At 44.7% G+C, this 20,476-nt stretch carries 18 protein-coding genes and 1 other annotated feature; of the genes, 15 read left to right on the forward strand and 3 right to left on the reverse strand.

Features of this window, described 5'->3' with window-relative positions; all coding sequences use genetic code 11:
- Window position 1: 1 nt before the first annotated feature.
- The 8 genes from thiI (at window position 2) to IGJ44_RS03050 (ending at window position 9,252) form a co-directional block, all read left to right on the forward strand.
- Window positions 2-1,210: a tRNA uracil 4-sulfurtransferase ThiI gene (gene thiI / locus IGJ44_RS03015; protein WP_005225147.1), complete on the forward strand. Its 1,209-nt coding sequence runs from the start codon at window positions 2-4 to the stop codon at window positions 1,208-1,210.
- A 154-nt stretch (window positions 1,211-1,364) separates the two neighbouring features.
- Window positions 1,365-2,018, forward strand: a complete 654-nt coding sequence (locus IGJ44_RS03020; RefSeq protein WP_005225148.1) for a redox-sensing transcriptional repressor Rex — start codon at window positions 1,365-1,367, stop codon at window positions 2,016-2,018.
- 65 nt (window positions 2,019-2,083) lie between these two features.
- The gene (gene tpx, locus IGJ44_RS03025) at window positions 2,084-2,575 is read left to right on the forward strand and encodes a thiol peroxidase (RefSeq protein WP_010747457.1); all 492 of its coding nucleotides are present in this window, start codon (window positions 2,084-2,086) and stop codon (window positions 2,573-2,575) included.
- Window positions 2,576-2,632: 57 nt separating this feature from the next.
- Window positions 2,633-2,867 (forward strand) — a binding site (T-box leader).
- Window positions 2,868-3,304: 437 nt separating this feature from the next.
- Window positions 3,305-5,950 (forward strand): valine--tRNA ligase, encoded by a 2,646-nt coding sequence (locus tag IGJ44_RS03030; protein ID WP_016611927.1) that lies wholly within the window; start codon window positions 3,305-3,307, stop codon window positions 5,948-5,950.
- A 147-nt stretch (window positions 5,951-6,097) separates the two neighbouring features.
- Window positions 6,098-7,411, forward strand: a complete 1,314-nt coding sequence (locus IGJ44_RS03035) for a bifunctional folylpolyglutamate synthase/dihydrofolate synthase (protein WP_167827227.1) — start codon at window positions 6,098-6,100, stop codon at window positions 7,409-7,411.
- On the forward strand, window positions 7,404-8,078 hold the full coding sequence (locus IGJ44_RS03040) for an HAD family hydrolase (RefSeq protein WP_167827226.1): 675 nt from the start codon (window positions 7,404-7,406) through the stop codon (window positions 8,076-8,078). Before IGJ44_RS03035 ends, IGJ44_RS03040 begins: the two co-directional genes overlap by 8 nt.
- 81 nt (window positions 8,079-8,159) lie before the next feature.
- A complete protein-coding gene (radC, locus tag IGJ44_RS03045) occupies window positions 8,160-8,852 on the forward strand; it encodes a RadC family protein (protein ID WP_167827225.1) in 693 nt (230 codons plus the stop codon).
- 199 nt (window positions 8,853-9,051) lie between these two features.
- A complete protein-coding gene (locus IGJ44_RS03050; protein ID WP_005225155.1) occupies window positions 9,052-9,252 on the forward strand; it encodes a cold-shock protein in 201 nt (66 codons plus the stop codon).
- Between the two features lie 144 nt (window positions 9,253-9,396).
- Here IGJ44_RS03050 and rnjA read toward each other — a convergent pair whose 3' ends face one another.
- Both rnjA and IGJ44_RS03060 read right to left on the reverse strand, forming a co-directional pair.
- Complete coding sequence (gene rnjA / locus IGJ44_RS03055; RefSeq protein ID WP_005225156.1) at window positions 9,397-11,076, reverse strand: ribonuclease J1; 1,680 nt, start codon at window positions 11,074-11,076, stop codon at window positions 9,397-9,399.
- Between the two features lies 1 nt (window position 11,077).
- The gene (locus IGJ44_RS03060) at window positions 11,078-11,290 is read right to left on the reverse strand and encodes a DNA-directed RNA polymerase subunit epsilon (protein WP_005225157.1); all 213 of its coding nucleotides are present in this window, start codon (window positions 11,288-11,290) and stop codon (window positions 11,078-11,080) included.
- A gap of 401 nt (window positions 11,291-11,691) precedes the next feature.
- On the opposite strand from IGJ44_RS03060, the gene IGJ44_RS03065 reads away from it, so the two are divergent.
- From IGJ44_RS03065 to IGJ44_RS03075, 3 genes are all read left to right on the forward strand, one after another.
- Window positions 11,692-13,425: an ABC transporter ATP-binding protein gene (locus tag IGJ44_RS03065; RefSeq protein WP_010747462.1), complete on the forward strand. Its 1,734-nt coding sequence runs from the start codon at window positions 11,692-11,694 to the stop codon at window positions 13,423-13,425.
- Complete coding sequence (locus tag IGJ44_RS03070) at window positions 13,422-15,179, forward strand: ABC transporter ATP-binding protein (RefSeq protein WP_430606096.1); 1,758 nt, start codon at window positions 13,422-13,424, stop codon at window positions 15,177-15,179. The genes IGJ44_RS03065 and IGJ44_RS03070 overlap by 4 nt, the downstream gene beginning before the upstream one ends.
- A gap of 62 nt (window positions 15,180-15,241) precedes the next feature.
- Window positions 15,242-15,835, forward strand: a complete 594-nt coding sequence (locus IGJ44_RS03075) for a gamma carbonic anhydrase family protein (RefSeq protein WP_005231095.1) — start codon at window positions 15,242-15,244, stop codon at window positions 15,833-15,835.
- Window positions 15,836-15,896: 61 nt separating this feature from the next.
- On the opposite strand, the gene clpP is transcribed toward IGJ44_RS03075, so the two are convergent.
- The gene (gene clpP, locus IGJ44_RS03080) at window positions 15,897-16,487 is read right to left on the reverse strand and encodes an ATP-dependent Clp endopeptidase proteolytic subunit ClpP (protein WP_005225161.1); all 591 of its coding nucleotides are present in this window, start codon (window positions 16,485-16,487) and stop codon (window positions 15,897-15,899) included.
- Window positions 16,488-16,662: 175 nt separating this feature from the next.
- On the opposite strand from clpP, the gene IGJ44_RS03085 reads away from it, so the two are divergent.
- The 4 genes from IGJ44_RS03085 to hflX all read left to right on the forward strand — a co-directional run bounded on the left by IGJ44_RS03085 (window position 16,663) and on the right by hflX (window position 20,309).
- On the forward strand, window positions 16,663-17,181 hold the full coding sequence (locus IGJ44_RS03085; RefSeq protein WP_008377057.1) for a hypothetical protein: 519 nt from the start codon (window positions 16,663-16,665) through the stop codon (window positions 17,179-17,181).
- Between the two features lie 223 nt (window positions 17,182-17,404).
- Entirely contained in the window at window positions 17,405-18,154 is a 750-nt protein-coding gene (locus tag IGJ44_RS03090; RefSeq protein ID WP_086294595.1) for a glycerophosphodiester phosphodiesterase, read from the forward strand.
- Window positions 18,151-19,068, forward strand: coding sequence for a tRNA (adenosine(37)-N6)-dimethylallyltransferase MiaA (miaA, locus tag IGJ44_RS03095; RefSeq protein ID WP_167827224.1), 918 nt, complete (start codon window positions 18,151-18,153; stop codon window positions 19,066-19,068). Before IGJ44_RS03090 ends, miaA begins: the two co-directional genes overlap by 4 nt.
- Complete coding sequence (hflX, locus tag IGJ44_RS03100; RefSeq protein WP_005225165.1) at window positions 19,065-20,309, forward strand: GTPase HflX; 1,245 nt, start codon at window positions 19,065-19,067, stop codon at window positions 20,307-20,309. The genes miaA and hflX overlap by 4 nt, the downstream gene beginning before the upstream one ends.
- The last annotated feature ends 167 nt before the right edge of the window (window positions 20,310-20,476 follow it).

The following is a 20,476-nucleotide window of genomic DNA, read 5'->3' on the forward strand; positions in this document are numbered from 1 at the left end:
CGTGAATTATTCAGAAATCATGGTTCGTTATGGCGAACTGTCAACAAAGGGCAAAAATCGTCGTAGTTTTATTATGCAATTAGCTTCAAACGTCAAACGTACCTTAGCAGATTATCCCCATGTCAAAGTTCATGCCGAGCGAGATCGCATGCACTTGCTATTGAACGGTGAAAATAGCCAAGAGATCATTCCTAAGCTGCAAAAAGTCTTTGGGATTCAAAACTTTTCCCCCAGCATTCGGGTCGAAAAAGATATCGAAGTATTAAAGAAAGCCGTTCAAGACGTCATGGCAGAGATCTATACGGGCGTTGAGACCTTCAAAATCACAGCCAAGCGCAGTGATCATTCGTTTGTGCAAGATAGCAATCAGTTGAATTTGACCTTAGGGAATGCGGTGATCGACCGTTTTCCTGATATCAAAGTCCAAATGAAAAAACCAGACATCAATTTGCGTGTAGAAATACGGATCGATGGCGCTTATTTGTCTTATGAAACGATCCAAGGAGCCGCTGGGCTGCCAGTGGGCACCAGTGGAAAGGGAATGTTGATGCTTTCTGGCGGTATCGATTCGCCAGTTGCAGGCTACTTTGCCATGAAACGCGGCGTTGAGATCGAAGCGGTCCATTTCGCAAGTCCTCCTTATACGAGTGAACAAGCGTTGCAAAAAGCCAAAGATTTAACGAAGAAGCTTGCGCCTTATGTGGGAAGCATCCAGTTTATCGAAGTTCCGTTTACAGAAATCCAAGAAGAAATCAAAAATCGTGTGCCACAAGGCTATTGGATGACCATCACCCGTCGGATGATGTTGCGTTTGACGGATGCGATTCGGGAAGCTCGTCATGGCTTGATCATCTTAAATGGTGAATCATTAGGACAAGTGGCTTCACAAACTTTGCATAGCATGGTCGCCATCAATGAAGTAACCAATACGCCGATCGTGCGCCCAGTGGCAACGATGGACAAATTGGAAATCATTGAAGTTGCCGAAGCCATTGATACCTTTGAATTATCAGTTCAGCCATTTGAGGATTGCTGCACAATCTTTGCACCTCCTCAACCAAAGACGCGCCCAAGACTGGATAAGGTCCACCAATATGAAGAACGTCTCGATATCGAAGGGATGATGGAACGGGCGATGGCTGGGTTGAAACTGGAAGCAATCACGGCAAATCAAGAAAAAGCAGCAACGGAATTCGCTGAATTTTTATAATAAAACCCCGAGTTTAATGCTACGACCACAACTGTTTTTTAACATTTGTGGTCGTTTTTCATCGAGTGAGAGAGTTTGTGAATATTTTCTTGCTATTGAAAATGGAACATGCTACACTCAATATGTGAATCATTTAACAAGGAGGGTGGACAGGATGGAAGCATTAAGAGATAAAAAACTTCCGAAAGCGACGGCAAAACGTTTGCCAGCTTATTTACGACACTTAAAATTACTGGATGCCTCTGGTATTCAGCGAATCAAATCGAAAGAGTTTGCAGAAATCACGCAAGTTCCTTCAGCCACGATCCGCCGAGATTTTTCTCATCTAGGAGAATTGGGCAGAAGTGGCTATGGCTATGATGTTCCTTATCTGATTGAGGTATTGAGCTATATCTTAGAAACCAATGAAGAGAAAAAAATCGCCTTGATTGGTTATGGAAATTTAGGAAAAGCGTTAGCCAACAACAATTTTCGCAGAAATGAAAATCTTTCCGTGGTCGCGGTTTTTGACAATGATCCAGAAATGATTGGTCAGACCATTAGTGGGCGTTATGTCTATGGAATGGATCAATTGGCGGAAGTCGTAGCAGAAAAAGGGATCACTGTAGCGATTTCGACCGTTCCTAGTCGTTATTCACAAATGGCGATCGATGCGATCGTGGATGCTGGGATCACAGCGATTTTAAATTTTGCCCCTGATCCCGTCATCGTGCCAAAAGATGTCAATATCCAATACATTGATTTGACGACAGAATTGCAAACATTGATCTTTTTTGATACGACCTACTCGCAAAAATCGAAAGTCTGAGCAAATCCTTTTCGTTTTTTGACAATCTTTCTTATACTGGGAGAAAATGCTATAGGAGAGATGTTATGCAAGTTACACGCAAAGAAACGGTTTATGAGATGCCTGGCAACCAACCAAAAGTAGGGGATAAAGCAGCTGATTTTCGCTTGAAAAGTTTAGAGGACAAGGAATACACACTGACTGATTTTTTAGGAAAACCAACGATCATCAGCGTGGTTCCCGATATCGTGACACGCGTCTGTGCATTGCAGACCAAGCGTTTCAACCAAGAGGCAAGTCAATTGGATGACATCCATTTTGTCACGATCTCTAACAATACAAAAGAAGAACAAGCGCAATGGTGCGGCCAAGAAGGTGTTGACATGATCATGCTTCATGATCCGGCGAATACCTTCGGTGAGGCCTATCAAATCATGATCCCAGACTTCGGTCATTTTGCCCGAGCAATTTTCGTTTTAGACCGTGAAGGCGTGATCCAACACGTTGAGATCGTGCCTGAGATCTCCCACGAACCGGATTATCAAGCAGCCATTGATGCTGCGAAAGCAAACCTCTGATTGACTTTCAAAAAAGTTCATTGTAGAATGTAGCAAGATGAAACAAGAATCTATGATAGCAAGACAATGTTCAAGAGGAGTATCAGTGACCCTGGCGGTCAGAGAGAAGTCGGTCGGTGCAAGACTTCCCCAGACACTGAAAAGGTAGCTTGAAGGTCTTTGATCCGAACCACGGTTTGTTTCTTTTAGACAAAGCCGCACAGTAAGATCAAGCGCGTCGTGAACGTTACCTCACGTCAAAGTGGCAGAGCAATCTGCAATTTAGGTGGTACCGCGTATCAGCGCCCTAATGCCTCGGCATTAGGGCGCTTTTTGCTGTGAATCACTATGATTGGCTTGCGAAGCAAGACAGAATAGATGATGAACAGTACTAGGCGACCAAAGGGAGCGTAGTAACCAAACTAGGAATCATTGCGATTGGCTTGCGGAGCAAGACAGAATAGATGATGAACAGTACTCGAAGTCATCAAAATTGGTTCACGAAGCGAGCGAGATCGTTTGCCAAAAGCCCTAAGACACAATAGAGGATCACGGAAGTGAGCCATGACCTCTGTAAGAAATGTACTTTTTACGAACAACAAACGAGGCGTCAACAAACAACGGATAATCATCTCTACCACTGCACTCATCCTGAACGATTCAAACATTGTCACGCTTTACCCAGCAACAGGCACAAAAAAACCACACCAACCATTACGTCTAAAAAACGTAACTTTAGGAGGACCAACAATGACAGAAACTGAAAATCTATCCACCAAGTACAATCCCCAAGAAGTAGAAGCGGGGCGCTACCAAGATTGGTTAGAACATGACCGTTTTAAACCAAGCGGCAACAAAGAAGCAAAACCTTATTCTATCGTGATTCCACCACCAAACGTAACAGGAAAATTGCACTTAGGTCATGCCTGGGATACCACGTTACAAGACATCATCATTCGTCAAAAACGGATGCAAGGGTATGACACCTTATGGTTACCAGGTATGGACCATGCCGGGATCGCTACCCAAGCCAAAGTAGAAGAAAAGCTGCGGGAACAAGGGATTTCTCGCTATGACCTTGGTCGGGAAAAATTCGTTGAACAAGTATGGGATTGGAAAGAAGAATATGCCGGTCACATTCGGGAACAATGGGCGAAACTAGGTTTATCTCTAGACTATAGCCGTGAACGATTCACGTTAGATGATGGATTATCCGAAGCGGTTCGTAAAGTTTTCGTGACGCTATATGAAAAAGGCTTGATCTATCGTGGCGAGTACATCATCAACTGGGATCCGCAAGCCCGCACGGCATTATCTGATATTGAAGTGATCCACAAAGACATCGAAGGTGCTTTTTACCATATGTCTTACGAACTAGCAGATGGCAGCGGTGTGGTGGAGATCGCAACGACTCGTCCAGAAACGATGCTGGGGGATACAGCAGTCGCGGTTCATCCAGAAGATGAACGTTATCAAGCATTGATTGGTAAAAAAGTGATTTTGCCTTTGGTCAATAAAGAGATCCCAATCATCGCAGATGAGTACGTGGACCAAGAATTTGGAACTGGGGTCGTAAAAATCACTCCTGCCCATGACCCGAATGACTTTGAGGTCGGTAACCGCCATGACCTACCACGGGTCAATGTCATGAATGATGACGGAACAATGAACGACTTAGCAGGTACTTATGCAGGCATGGATCGTTTTGCTGCTCGTAAGCAAATCGTGAAAGACTTAGAGGCGTTAGGTCGTCTGATCAAAATCGAAAAAATGGTTCATAGCGTAGGGCACTCAGAACGGACAGGCGTAGTAGTCGAACCTCGTTTATCGACACAATGGTTCGTAAAAATGGAACCATTAGCAAAACAAGCCATCGACAACCAAGAAACCGACGATGCGGTGGACTTTTATCCGCCACGTTTCAACCAAACATTCTTACGTTGGATGGAAAATGTCCATGACTGGGTGATCTCTCGTCAGTTGTGGTGGGGCCATCAAATCCCAGCTTGGTACCACAAAGAAACGGGAGAAATGTATGTAGGACTTGAAGCGCCAGCGGATGCCGAAAATTGGCAGCAAGATCCAGACGTATTGGATACCTGGTTTAGTTCTGCTTTATGGCCGTTTTCAACAATGGGGTGGCCAGATGAAAACAATGAAGATTTCCAACGCTACTTCCCAACCAATACATTAGTGACTGGCTATGACATTATCGCATTTTGGGTAAGCCGTATGATCTTCCAAAGCTTGGAATTTACTGGCAAACGACCATTTGAAAATGTCTTGATCCACGGATTAATCCGTGATGAACAAGGTCGCAAAATGAGTAAGTCTCTTGGAAACGGGATCGATCCGATGGAAGTCATTGAACAATACGGTGCTGATGCATTGCGTTGGTTCTTATCAAATGGCTCTGCACCGGGACAAGACGTGCGTTTCAGCTATGAAAAAATGGATGCCGCTTGGAACTTCATCAATAAAATTTGGAATGCTTCCCGTTTCGTCTTGATGAATGTCAGCGAAATGACTGCCGAAGACATTGATTTTTCTGGTGAAAAATCAGTGGCGGATCGTTGGATCTTGACGCGCTTGAATGAAACGATTGAAAAAGTCACTGACCTTTTTGAACGCTTCGAATTTGGGGAAGCGGGTCGTCAATTATACAACTTTATCTGGGATGATTTCTGTGACTGGTACATTGAAATGTCGAAAGAAACCTTATACGGTGACAATGAAGCAGCGAAACAAGTCAATAAGAGCATCTTAGTCCATGTTCTTGATCAAATTTTACGCTTGTTGCACCCAATCATGCCATTTGTTACAGAAGAAATCTGGAGCAAACTGCCGCATACAGGGGAATCATTAGTTGTTGCTGAGTATCCACAAGTGGCACCAGAATGGACCGATGAAAAAGCGGCGCAAGGGATGGAAGTGTTGAAAGAATTGATTCGTTCGGTTCGAAACATCCGTGCAGAAGTAAACACACCACTTTCGAAACCAATCACTTTGCTGATCCAAGCAAATGAGCCTGAGATCGAAGAATTCTTGATCGCCAACAAAAACTATATCGAACGCTTCTGTAATCCAGAAGAACTAGAAATCTCTAACAGCTTACAAGCCCCTGAATTGGCGATGTCAGCCATCCTATCAGGCGCGACGATCTACTTGCCGCTAGCTGGGTTGATCAACATTGAAGAAGAAATCGCGCGTTTGGAGAAAGAACTAGCGAAGTTCACCCAAGAAGTTCAACGGGTACAAGGCAAATTGGCAAATGAACGCTTCGTTGCCAATGCACCAGAGGAAGTCGTAGCACAAGAACGCAGCAAAGAAGCCGATTATCTTGAAAAACAAAAAGCAGTCCAAGAACGGATCGAGCAATTGCGCACGATTCAATAGGAAGCGTCGACTGTCTGCAAACAAGCATCTCTTGTAGATGCTTGTTTTTGCGTAATCGATAGAAACCGTCAAACAAATTTCTCGTTTAAAGGAAAGAAATTGGGAAAGCTGTGTGATTTTTGATAAAATAAGAGCGAGGTGAAGGAGATGACAAGCGAAGAAGCAACAGCGTGGATCCATTCGCGTTTGGCATTTGGGCAAAGACCCGGATTGATGCGTGTCGAAGCATTATTAAAACGAATGGGCAATCCTGAAAAAAACATAACCATGATCCATATCGCCGGCACGAATGGCAAAGGATCAACCGTCAGCTATTTGCGCAGTCTTTTAGAAGAAGCTGGGCAGCAAGTGGGGACTTTTACTTCCCCGCACATTGAAGCGTTCAATGAACGGATCGAAATCAATGGACAATTTATATCAGATGAGGATTTGGTCGCTTGGGTGGAAAAAATCCAGCCGCTGGTTGCTGAAATCGATCGTGATGAAACCTTGACGGGCATCACTCAGTTTGAGATCATTACTGCCATGGCATTAGGCTATTTTGAAGAAAAAAACGTCGATGTTGCGATAATGGAAGTTGGCCTAGGGGGACTTTTAGATAGTACCAACGTTATTTCCCCGATGGTGACAGCGATCACGACGATCGGCATGGATCATATGGATGTCTTAGGCGATACCATTGAAAAAATCGCTGCCCATAAGGCGGGGATCATTAAACCACAAATTCCCCTTGTGACTGGCAATATCGTTGAAAGTGCGCTTTCGGTGATCGATTTGAAAGCTGCAGAAGCACAGGCACCTGCGTATCATGCAGGGCAAGAGTACCGTGTGACCTATCGTCATCCTGATGAAGAGTGGGGCGAATTGTTTGATTTTGAAAATGAGCATGGCAAAATCAAAGGCTTGAAAACACCGATGTTAGGCCGCCATCAACCAGAAAATGCCGGTGTTGCGATCCAATTGTACAGTCTGTATTGCGACCTACGGCAGCTGCCATTTTCAGCTAAAGAAATTCGCAATGGGCTAAGAAAAGCCTATTGGCCCGCCCGAATGGAACGAATCAGCAGTGAACCACTGGTGATCATCGATGGCGCCCATAACGTGCATGCCATGGCTCGCTTGGTGGATACGATGAAAGAAGAGTTCAGCGACTATCGCATCCATGTGCTGTTCTCAGCCTTAGAAACCAAAAACGTCAATGAGATGCTTCAGCAATTGCTGGCAATTCCGCAAGCCGAGATTTATTTAACGACCTTTGATTTCCCCAAAGCATTGCATTTAGCAGACGGCTATCAGGAACTCGATGAAAAACGAATCTCAACCGTCTCTTTATGGCAGTTTGGCTTGGCAGAATTATTAGAAAAAATGACCAATGAAGATTTGCTGCTGGTGACAGGATCGTTGTATTTTGTTTCAGAAGTTCGTGAATTGTTGTTGGCAATAGGAGGAAGAAATGGCTAAGTTACGTGGTGTGATTTTCGATATGGACGGCTTGATTTTTGACACGGAGCTGCTCTATTACCAAGCAACTCAAATCGTGGCGGATCAAATGGGGATTCCCTATACAAAAGAGTTGTACTTAGCTTATGTGGGGGTCTCGGATGAAGAAGTCTGGGCAGCTTACCATGAGCGATTCGACGAAGCCTTTGGCCATCAAATGATCGAAGACTTTATCCAAGCGGCTTTTCAGCAAACGCTGGAAATGTTCCAACGGGGCGAGGCTGAATTGAAGCCGGGCATCCACGAGTTATTGCATTATCTTGATGAGAAAAAGATTCCCCGAGTGTTGGCGTCTAGCAACCAGCGCAAAGTGATCGATACCTTGCTGGAAGCAGCAGGCTTAACGGCGGAATTTCCTGAGATCGTCTGCTTTGATGATGTCACACGGGCAAAACCAGATCCTGAGATTTTTGAAAAAGCCCACGCATTATTGGCGGTACCAAAAGAAGAATTGGTGATCCTTGAAGATTCGGCTAACGGTATTCATGCTGCTCATGGGGCGGGGATCTCAGTCATTATGATTCCCGATTTGATCGCGCCGACGACCATCATTGAAGAAAAAGTCTTGAAAGTCTTACCATCACTAGAGGATGTCCCAGATTTTCTAGAAACGGCTTTTTCTTTCTAATGACGATTTTCAATAAGCATCGTAATCAAATAGTTCCTCCTTTGCGTATTTCTTATTAGACCGACGCAAAGGAGTTTTTTTATGATCAATGAAACAGAGATTCCCCAAAGCTCGTTTCCCCGAGAGCGCTTAGTGCAATACGGGGTTGATGCCCTTTCGAACCAAGAACTGTTGGCAATTTTGTTGCGGACTGGCTCACGGCCCTTAAATGTCCTGGAATTAGCGGCTAGTGTCTTGAATCGTTTTGAAGAATTGTATGAATTAAAAGAAGCGACAATCGATGAATTACAAGAAATTCGCGGCGTCGGACAAATCAAAGCCATCGAGATCAAAGCGATGGTTGAATTAGGTGTGCGAATCCAGCGCTCCGCTCAACCAAAGTACGGTAAGGTCAACTCTAGTATGGCGATCGCCCATCAGTTGATCCAAGAGTTGAAGGATTGTCGTCAAGAGCATTTACTAGGGCTATATTTGAATACGAAAAATGAGATCATTCAGAAAAAAACCATCTTCATCGGATCGTTGAATCAGTCGATCGCTCACCCACGGGAGATTTTTCATTGGGCGGTACGCTACAGTGCCGCCCGAGTGATCGTCGTCCACAACCATCCCAGCGGCAGTCCCCAAGCCTCAGAGGCAGATCTGCTGTTTACACGCCGTTTGATCAAGTGCGGAGACTTGATGGGGATCGACATATTGGATCATTTGATCATTGGCGACAATGCCTATGTCAGTTTGCGAGAAGAGGGGCTGTGGCAACAGGAAGACGTGTGAAAATAAGCCGAGTTTGCGAACATTATTAAAAATAAAGGTGAATTGTCTAATCGTCTGTCTTGCAAAAAAATACGGGCAAGTGTAAAATATTATTGTAATTTTGTTTGCTGAATAGATGTTGAAACGCACGTTAGGCCTCTATCGCACAAAGGCAATGTTACACACAATTAAGTGCTTATGCACGAGGAGGTTTTTTTTAATGGAACAAGGTACAGTAAAATGGTTCAATGCTGAAAAAGGGTTTGGTTTTATCTCTCGCGAAGACGGTACAGACGTATTTGTACACTTTTCAGCGATCCAAGGTGAAGGATTCAAAACTTTAGAAGAAGGTCAAGCAGTAACTTTCGACGTGGAAGATTCTGATCGTGGACCTCAAGCAGTTAACGTAAACAAAGCGTAAGCTTTCAAACAAACTGCCAGTAAGAGCACTTTGAAATCAAAAACCCCAAAAGACCATCGATTCGATGGTCTTTTTTTTGCTTTTTATAACGGAAAGGAAAAAGGGTAGTTCTCAGTAACCTGAGAACTACCCTCGCATGTGAGACTATAAATCGTCCGGCGTCATGATCATCGAAAGGATCATTGGATGACGCTCGGTTTTTTCAAATAGGAATGGCTGTAACGCCGATGACATCGCTTCTCTTAATTTGTGTTCTGTTGGGTCTGGTTGGTTCAAGACTTCCCGCAATGCACGGAAGAGGATCTGCTGTGCTTCGTTGATCATCTCGCCAGATTCCCGCATATAAACAAATCCGCGAGAAAGGATATCTGGTCCAGCAAGGACTTCTTTCTTCGCCACATCGACTGTCGCGACTGCTAAGACGAGGCCTTCTTCTGAAAGAATGCGACGATCCCGTAAGACGACATTTCCGATATCACCGATACCGCTGCCGTCAACATAAACATCATTGGCATTGAAATGACCAGCCAAGCGAGCGGTATCCGCTGTTAAGGCCAACATGTCACCATTTTCCATAATGAAACAATTTTCTTTTGGTACACCGACATCTTGTGCCAACTGGGTGTGGATGTTCAGCATCCGAAATTCCCCGTGGACAGGCATAAAGAATTTTGGCTTCATTAGACGCAACATCAGTTTTTGTTCTTCTTGGCCACCGTGACCAGAAGTATGGATGTTGTTCAATTTGCCATGGATCACGTTTGCGCCAGCTTCCAACAACAAGTTGATCAGCTGATTGACACTCGTGGTATTTCCTGGGATCGGTGAGCTTGAGAAAATCACGGTATCATCTGGGTGAATTTGGATTTGACGGTGAGTCCCGTTGGCAATCCGACTCAAAGCAGCCATCGGCTCTCCTTGAGAACCCGTACAAAGGATCATGGTTTCGTTTGCAGGCAAACGATTGATCTCATGAGATTCCACAAAGGTTCCATCTGGCACCTTGATATAGCCAAGGCGCTGTCCGTTGACGATCGCATTTTCCATACTGCGTCCAAAAACGGCGATTTTACGTCCAGTCGCAACCGCCGCATCTGCAGCTTGTTGGAGCCGGAAAATATTGGAGGCAAAGCTGGCAAAAATGATCCGACCATCGATTTTTTCAAAAATCTTTTGGATCGAGCTGCCGATCGTTTTTTCTGATTTGGTAAAGGTCGGAATTTCTGCATTGGTACTATCGGAAAGGAGGCAAAGGACGCCTTCTTCACCAATTTTTGCCATTTTGTGCAAGTTTGCTGGTTCGCCCACAGGCGTAAAGTCAAACTTGAAATCGCCAGTTGCGACGATATTGCCAGAAGGCGTTTTGACAACGACACCTAAAGCATCAGGGATACTGTGAGTCGTTCGGAAGAAGCTGATGGATGTTTTACGGAAACGAATCACCGTATCTTCATTGATTTCGTGTAATTCCGCGTCCCGCAATAAGCCATGCTCATCTAATTTGTTGGTGATCAAAGCAAGTGCCAAGGGTCCCGCATAGATTGGGATATTGGCTTCCCGCAACAAGTAAGGGATTCCGCCAATATGGTCTTCGTGACCATGAGTGACGATCAAGCCTTTGACTTTCGGTAAATTTTGAACGATGTAGCTATAATCGGAAATGACATAGTCGATCCCAAGCAGTTCATCTTCGGGGAATTTGATTCCCGCGTCAATTAAGATGATCTCATCTTGGAATTGAACCCCATAACAGTTTTTTCCGATTTCGCCAAGTCCACCGACGCCGAATACGCCAGTCTCATTATTTTTCAGCGAAACTTTCATCTTAAAACTCCGCTAATTTGAAATCAGCGTTTTCTTTTTCGTAAGCTAAATGTTTTTCATCTAGTTCTTGAACGAACTCGATGTTGTATGGGGTATTTTGTTCAACCAGACGGCGTGCGATCACTGCATCGTCTGCTTCAATGTACAAAGAGTGGGTTTGTTCTCTCTTTGGGTTGCGGTCTTTTGTTTCTTGGTAATAAATTTTGTAAATCATATCTTTTCTCCTTTATCTGCTTTTCGCAGTAGTCTATTTGGTTGATGAATTCGCTGCATCACAAAATCGAGGTCCGAATAAAGTGACCTGAAAAGAAGGCTTCGAGAGCCGCTGCATGCTTTTTTCAGACAATCGTTGTGAGAAAAAAGAGAAAGCCTCGTCTTTGCTTTCCAAATGTCGTCATAAAAAATTCACCGGGTTTGTAAGTCGTTCCACTACAAGTATCCCTAGTTTATCACAGAAAAACGAATAAGTATAGAAACACGTCATTTTGAAAAGGCTTACTGAAAGAAAATGAAAGGACTATCGCTGAAGTTTGCTTTTTTTCGTTGAAAGTGCATTACAATAAGAATATTCCTATGCTATAGTAGAAGTAATGAAGTAAAAAAGGAGGGGATTTTTTGAAATTAATGTGGCACTACACGATGAGAAACAAGAAACTGCTGGTTTTTAATTTCATCTGTGTTTTTGGTTTTATTTTGATTGAATTAGGTTTGCCGACGTTATTGGCAAGAATGATCGACAAAGGGATCGCCGCTGGTGATCGCGACTACATATGGAAAATGGGTGCGGCGATGATCGCGATCACCATTGTGGGGATCACGATGAACATTTTGTTAGGCTATTTCACGTCACGTATCACCACTAACATTGTGGCAGATATTCGTGACGATCTTTTTGAAAAAGTCCAAGGCTATTCACATACCGAATATGAAAAAATCGGGGTTTCATCATTGATCACCCGTGTGACCAATGATGCGTATCAAATCATGCTGTTTATGCAAAGCATCTTACGGACAGGTTTGATGACACCCATGATGTTTGTGGTCAGCTTGTACATGGTCATGCGGACAAGTACACAACTAGGGTTGTATGTTTTGGGGGCATTGCCGATATTGCTGATGGCCGTCATCGCCATTGCCAAAATCTCGGAACCATTATCCACTAAACAACAAGCCAATCTAGATAAAATCAATGGCATCTTGCGAGAAAATCTCTCTGGTTTACGAGTGATCCGTGCCTTCGTCAATGAAAAATTTGAAGAAAAACGCTTTGGCAAAGTCAACCAAGCCTATGCTTCTAGTTCTCGCAGCTTGTTTCGCTTGATGGCAACGGCACAACCAGGCTTTTTCTTCTTATTCAATATCGTGATGATTTTGATTATTTGGACGGGAAGTATTCAAATCGATCAAGGGCAACTGCAGGTCGGTGACTTGATTGCATTTATCGAATACATCTTCCATGCGCTGTTTTCTTTCATGCTGTTTGCGACTGTCTTTACGATGTATCCACGAGCGGCGGTTTCTGCTCGTCGAATCCAAGAAGCGTTAGATGCGACTTCTGAAATCAAAGAGCCAGAACAGCCAGTGACAGAAACTAAGACGAAAGGCTTCTTGGAATTCAAAAATGTTACCTTTGCTTATCCAGGACATGCTCAAAGTCCAGTGATCCGTAATGTTAGCTTTACCGCTTCACCAGGGGAAACCGTGGCGTTTATCGGTAGTACTGGAAGTGGAAAATCAACCTTGATCCAATTGATCCCACGTTTTTACGACGTCAGTGAAGGCCAAGTCTTGGTGGATGGTGTTGACGTTCGGGATTACAGCTTAACGACGTTGCGCAACAAGATCGGGTTTATCCCTCAAAAAGCGTTGCTATTTACAGGGACGATCGCAGAAAACCTACGCTATGGGAAAGAAGATGCCACGCAAGCAGAGCTGGAACGAGCAGCCGAGATTGCGCAAGCGGCAGATTTCATTTCTCGCACACCAGATGGCTTTGATGCTCACTTGGCAGAAGGCGGAACCAACTTCTCTGGCGGACAAAAACAACGCCTAGCGATTGCCCGTGCGGTGATCCGCCAACCAGAGATCTATATTTTTGATGATAGTTTTTCTGCATTGGATTACCAAACGGATGCAAAATTGCGGGCACGCTTGAAAAAAGAAACCACAGAATCGACCGTTTTGATCGTTGCTCAACGAGTAGGAACGATCATGAATGCCGATAAGATCGTCGTCTTGAACGAAGGCGATGTGGTTGGCATCGGCACCCACAAAGAACTGCTGCAAACTTGTCCAGTATACTACGACATTGCGGCGTCACAATTATCAGAGGAGGAGTTGGCACAATGAAAGCAATCTCTTCTTTAAAACGGTTAGGTGCTTACATCAAACCGTACAAAGTACAATTTATCCTAGTCTTGCTGTTTACTGTTGCAACCGTCGGCTTCAATGCGGCAATGCCGTATGTTTCTGGATTACCGACGACAGAGATCAGCCGCAACATCGCTGCAGGCGAAGGCGTTAATTTTGATTACGTGATCCTTTGCTTGATCTGGATCGCAGTCGTCGGTGTCGGTTACTGTTTCTCACAATTGATGTCAGGGCTGCTGATCACCAACGTTGTCCAATCCGCGATGCGAGATCTGCGGCAAGACATTGAAGAAAAAATCAATCGTTTGCCCGTTTCTTACTTCGACCGCAACCAACAAGGGAATATCCTGTCACGGGTGACCAATGACGTGGATGCCGTCAGCGGTGCAATGCAGCAAGCCTTGATCGGGATTGTCAATGCCTTCTTAGGAATCATTATGGCGGTTTCTATGATGTTTTATATCAATACTTACATGGCATTGGTTTCATTGATCATGATCCCAGCCTCCTTATTGATTTCTCGCACGATCGTCAAAAAGTCGCAAAAGGACTTCCAAGGCATGCAAAATGCGTTAGGGGATCTGAACGGCTACGTACAAGAAAACATGACTGGATTCAGTGTGTTGAAAGTGTATGGACGGGAAAAGCAAACACTTGAAGGGTTTAAAAACGTTAACCACCATTTGCGCTATTACGGCTTTCGTTCTGCCTTTGTGTCAGGATTGATGATGCCGCTGGTGCAAATGACCGCTTACTTTACCTATATCGCAATGGCAGTCATGGGGAGCTTTTATGTGATCAGCGGCGTAATCGTTGTTGGTCAGCTGCAAGCGTTCATACAATACATTTGGCAAGTCAGTCAGCCAATGGGGAACATTACCCAGCTGTCATCCGTCTTGCAAAGTGCCTCAGCAGCAGCAAAACGGGTCTTTGAAATCCTAGATGAGGAAGAAGAACCCGTCAATCAAACGGATATCCAATTGCCAGAACAAATCAGAGGCGACGTGACCTTTGAACATGTCGGCTTTGCCTATGATCCGAAAAAACCGTTGATCAAAGACTTGAACTTTGAAGTCAAAGCTGGACAAACCGTGGCGATCGTGGGACCAACAGGTGCTGGGAAAACCACCTTGATCAATTTGTTGATGCGTTTTTATGATGTCAATGAAGGGGCCATCAAGATCGACGGCATCGACACGAAGAAAATGGAACGTCATGATGTTCGGTCACTGTTTGGGATGGTCTTACAAGATGCATGGTTGTACGAAGGCACGATCGGCGACAACATTCGCTTTGGGAAATTAGATGCCACCGATTATGAAGTCGTTGATGCAGCGAAAACCGCCAACGTCGATCACTTCATTCGCACGATGCCAGACGGCTACGAAATGATCATCAATTCTGAAGGGGACAATGTCTCCTTGGGGCAAAAACAATTGTTGACCATCGCTCGGGCAGTCATCTCTGATCCGAAGATTTTGATTCTCGATGAAGCCACCAGTTCGGTGGATACCCGCTTAGAAGCGCTGATTCAAAAAGCAATGGATAAAGTGATGGAAGGTCGTACCAGCTTTGTGATCGCCCATCGTTTGTCAACGATTCGTGAAGCAGATCTGATCTTAGTGATGGATCAAGGGTCGATCATTGAAAAAGGCAATCACGAGACCTTGTTGGCAGCTGGCGGCTTTTATAGCCAACTGTACCAAAGTCAATTTTCAGAAGAAGCCGAGTAAACCCAAAAGAGCGCCCAGTCTGACTGGCGCTCTTTTTGCATTGTCGCAAGGGTGGTGCTATAGTGAAAAAAGAAAGCGCAGATCCGTTTATGGATTGGAAGGAGAAGTTGATGGACAAAGAACAATCAGGGAATGAAACCCACAAAACAGTTTCGCCAGCCTCGTTGCAAGGAACACCTTGTTTTGTGGCAAAAAATGCGACGATCGTAGGAAACGTGACTCTAGGAAAAGAGAGTACGGTCTGGTTTCAAGCAGTGATTCGAGGCGATGCCAATCGCATCGAAATCGGCGCGCGTACCAATATTCAAGATGGAACGATCATTCACGTTGATCACGATGCCCCGACGATCGTGGAAGACGATGTGACTGTTGGGCATCAGTGTATGCTTCATGGCTGTACCATCAAAAAAGGGGCGCTGATCGGCATGAGCTCGATTGTTTTGAATCATGCAGTGATCGGTGAAAATAGTTTGTTAGGTGCTGGTTCGTTAGTAACGGAAGGAACCGTCATTCCGCCCAATGTGTTGGCGTTTGGTCGTCCTGCACGAGTGATCCGCCCGTTGACAGAGGAAGAAATCGCCAAAAATCAGGCAAACATCACGCATTACGTGGAAAATGGGTATGCTTACCAACAGGGCGAATATGGTGAAGTCTGACGCCGAACCAAAAGACGCAAAAAGGTGTACGAATTGCTTCGTACACCTTTTTTATGCAAGCTTATTTCAATTTGTTTGATTCCATGATCTCGTCGATCAAGCCGTAATCTTTGGCTTCTTGTGCGGTCATGAAGTTGTCACGATCGGTGTCGCGTTCAATCACTTCGATTGGTTGACCGGTACGTTCTGACAAGATTTTGTTCAGACGTTCGCGGGTTGCCAAAATGTGGCGGGCAGCAATTTCGATCTCAGTTGCTTGTCCTTGTGCGCCACCTAATGGTTGGTGGATCATGATCTCTGCATTTGGTAATGCAAAGCGTTTGCCTTTTTCACCAGCGGTCAATAAGAATGAACCCATAGAAGCAGCCATCCCCATAACGATGGTTTGGACATCGGCTTTGATAAAGTTCATGGTATCAAAGATCGCTAGACCAGCAGTAACGCTTCCGCCAGGCGAGTTGATGTACAAGTAGATGTCTTTTTCAGAATCTTGCGCATCCAAGAATAAAAGCTGAGCAATGATCGAGTTTGCTAAGTCATCGGTTACTTGACCACTCAACATAATGATCCGGTCTTTTAATAGACGAGAATAGATGTCATACGCTCTTTCACCGCGAGATGATTGTTCAATGACAGTAGGAATTAAATTCATAGTGATAGTCCTCCTAAAAATCGTTATAGATATAGTTTAGCATAAAGTTTTCTCAATATCTAAGAGATAGTATACCGATTAGGTCAAGAAAGGTCAAATAAAAAGTTCGTTATCTTTTTTGCGAAACTTTCAAATATGATACAATATGAAAAAAGGAATGAGGAAGGATCGAAGAATGGCAGTAGCAATAGCAGGTTTGATCGGCGTCTTAGTGGGCGCATTGTTAGTAACCATCATTTTTAATTTACGCATTCGGTATGAGGAGCAAAAAGAAAAACAACGCCGTTTGTTGGAGCATAAAGTCAAAGAAATCGAAACGTTGGTTTTATTGAATCAAAAAATCAGTGAGATTCTACAAAAACGGGTCATGCTGATGGATGAGTATGTCAGCTTTGATGCCTTTGACGACTGTTATATCACCATCGATGATTTTGCCTATCTACAATCTTTTGCGGCGCAAAACAGTTTTTATCTACCGAATTTTTTCTTAGAAGAATTTTTCAAAAAAATCGGAACACGTCGGGTGATTTTATCCCCAGAGGAAACTGTTAAAATCGGTGGGTATACCTATAAAGGCGGTCGGATCATTATGGAAAATTTCCTTGATCAATTAGTCGAAATGGTCAATGAGCGTAAAAACCAAATGAAAAACATGACGAGCGAACCGTTGACCTATTTTTCAAAAACGATTTGATTCTACTGGTCAGCCGTTTTCCTTGGTTAAGGTAACCAAACCAGAGTATCGACGATTGCACTTTTTTAACTGATCACACACACTCTTACTGCGATCATAGTAAGAGTGTTTTTCTTTGACCGAAACAAAGCGTTATTATTCATTAAGAGGATCGAAACAAACAGAGGCTTTTTGGTTCTAGTAGATTCCATGGTAAAATAAAGAGTGAGAATGGAGTGAAAGAATGATGGTACAAATCGTTGCCCACCGCGGGAGTAGCGGCAACCGACCTGAAAACACGCTACCAGCATTTGCGGAAGCGGTGCGGGTCAAAGCTGATATCATTGAGTTAGATGTACATCTATCAAAAGATGGCGGCTTAATCGTCATGCATGATGAAACGGTTGATCGAACGACCAACGGCAAAGGTCGGATCTGTGACCTGACGGTTGCTGAACTAAAAGAACTCAATGCTGGCAGCTGGTTTTCTGAGGAATTCCAAGCCGCCAAAGTTCCCACGCTAAAAGAAGTGTTGGATTTACTTGCAGCGAAGAATTATCGTGGCATTTTGACGATCGAATTAAAAACCGATCATTATGAGTATGAAGGAATCGAAGCCAAAGTATCCGACTTATTGAATAGCCAAGAATGGCCCTTTACTCATTGGTATTGTTCCTTCAATATCGAGACCTTGGATCGGATGCATGCGATCGAACCGGATGCGACCCTTGATTTTATTATGGGACGCGGGGAAGACAAACCACCGTTGGCGCTCAGCCGACCGTATATCGAAGGAATTCATCCTGCCTATCGCTGGGTCCAAGAGACAGCAACGGTCTTAACTGATTTTCCGATCGCGATCCGTCCGTGGACTGTCAACGAAGAAGCGGCGATTCGCACCTGCTTGGCTCTGGGGTTGACGGGGATCATCACCGATTTTCCAGAAAAAGCTCGGGCAATTGTGCAACAGGTTCGCGAGGAAACAAAAGGATGAAAAAAGTCTTAGTAATCGTGGGACCGACCGCAGTTGGCAAAACCGCCTTGAGTATCCAGTTAGCCCAAAAATACCAAGGGGAGATCATCAGCGGCGATTCCATGCAAATTTACCGTCAGTTAGATATCGGTACTGCCAAAGTGACGAAGGAAGAAATGGCAGGGGTTCCTCATCATTTGATCGATATTCGTGCAATGACGGAAGCATACTCTGCCGCTGATTTCCAGCAAATGGGGCGTGAAGTCATCGAGACGATCCAGCAGCAAGGAAAGCTACCGATCGTTGTAGGGGGAACAGGGTTATACATCCAAGCGCTTTTGTACGACTTTCGTTTAGGGGCAGAAGAAGGCGACCCAACGATTCGTCAGCGCTATGAACAAGAAGCAGCAGCCATCGGCAAAGAAGCTCTATGGCAAAAGCTGCAGGCGGTCGATCCCTTGGCAGCAGCGAAGATCCACTACAACAATGAGCGGAAAGTGATTCGTGCGTTGGAGGTTTTTGAAATGACTGGCGAAAGTATCGCTGCACCAAAAGAGACACCGCAAGTTTTGTACGATTTCTTCATGATCGGTTTAACCACTGAGCGAGAATTGTTATACCAGCGAATCAATCAGCGAGTGGACTTAATGATGGATCAAGGCTTGATCGAAGAAGCAAAAGCTGTTTTGCAGTATCCAGAAACGCAAGCCGCCAAAGGGATCGGCTACAAGGAATTTTTGCCCTATTTTCAAGGGCAGGCCACATTGGAGGAGACCATTGAGCAAATCAAGCAAAACTCACGCCGCTACGCCAAGCGGCAGCTGACGTGGTTCAATAACCGAGCACAGCCCCGATGGATTGATTTAGTGAGGCAACCTGAAGAACAACGTACCCTTGAAACAGAAATCGACCAATGGTTGGAGGAGAAAAGATGAGCCAAGAACGTGTGATTCTTGTCGGAGTAGAAACGGAGAAAAACTATCTTCATTTTGATTCGTCAATGAAAGAATTGAAAAGCTTAACAAAAACCGCCAATGGCGAAGTTGTTTTTTCACTGGTGCAAAAACGGCAGCAAGTCGATCGACAAACCGTGATCGGCAAGGGGAAAGTTGCGGAATTGCAGCAGTTGGCAGAAGCACATGAAGCAGATTTAGTGATCTTCAATCATGAATTGACACCAAGGCAAAGCCAGTTGATCGGTGATGCGCTAGAAGTGCCGGTGATTGATCGCGTCCAGTTGATCCTTGATATTTTTGCGATGCGTGCCCGTTCCAAAGAAGGAAAGCTGCAAGTAGAATTGGCGCAGCTGGATTATTTGCTTCCACGCTTGATAGGGCAAGGAAAGAACATGTCTCGGCTAGGGGGCGGAATCGGAACGAGAGGGCCAGGGGAAACCAAGCTGGAGACCGATCGTCGACACATCCGCAACCGCATTACCATCATCAAACGGGAATTGAAGGAAGTGGCAGCCCATCGAGACCGGACACGCCAAAAGCGCAAAGACAGCCAAGTCTTTCAAATGGGCTTGATTGGTTATACCAATGCTGGAAAATCAACTATTTTAAATATTTTGACCAGTGCGGATACGTATGAGCAAGACCAGTTGTTTGCGACACTCGATCCTTTGACGAAACGCTGGCGGATGCCAGAAGGATTCGAAGTCACCATTACCGATACGGTTGGTTTTATCCAAGAATTGCCGACCCAATTGATCGATGCGTTTCATTCCACACTGGAGGAAAGTCAAAACATGGACTTCTTGCTGCATGTCGTCGATGCCAGTTCCGAAGAACGGGTCCAGCAAGAGGAGACGGTCTTAAAATTAATGGAGGAACTTTCTTTGACCCAATTACCGATGTTGACGGTCTACAATAAGGCGGATCGCATCGACGCCGATCAGTTTGTCCCAACGCTCTTTCCCAACGTCTTGATCTCGGCAAAGAGTACCAAAGGCAAAGAACGCTTGACTCAGGCAATCAAAATGGAATTGATGCAGATCATGCAGCCTTATCATCTAGTGCTGCAAGCCGATGAAGGCAATGCGCTGAATCGTTTAAAACGGGAGTCACTAGTGTTGAGTAATGCTTTCGATGAAGCAACACAGACCTATCATATCAAAGGATTTGCGTTGGAGGATACCTATCCACTACGCAGAATGGCGCAAGAACAGGAATAAACAGAAACGGTGCAGCTGATGCACCGTTTTTTTTTGTGGTGACAAAATTATGGAAGTATAAGTGGTTTGGCTTCCTTAGAGTGCAAAACCCGAACATTTTTGTCTAAGGCACCATTTCTTCCAGAAAAAGGACTGCTTGAACATGCGATCAAATCAAGGGCCCAATG

It is taken from the genome of Enterococcus sp. DIV1368d (assembly GCF_050542975.1).
Lineage (GTDB): Bacteria > Bacillota > Bacilli > Lactobacillales > Enterococcaceae > Enterococcus_D > Enterococcus_D casseliflavus.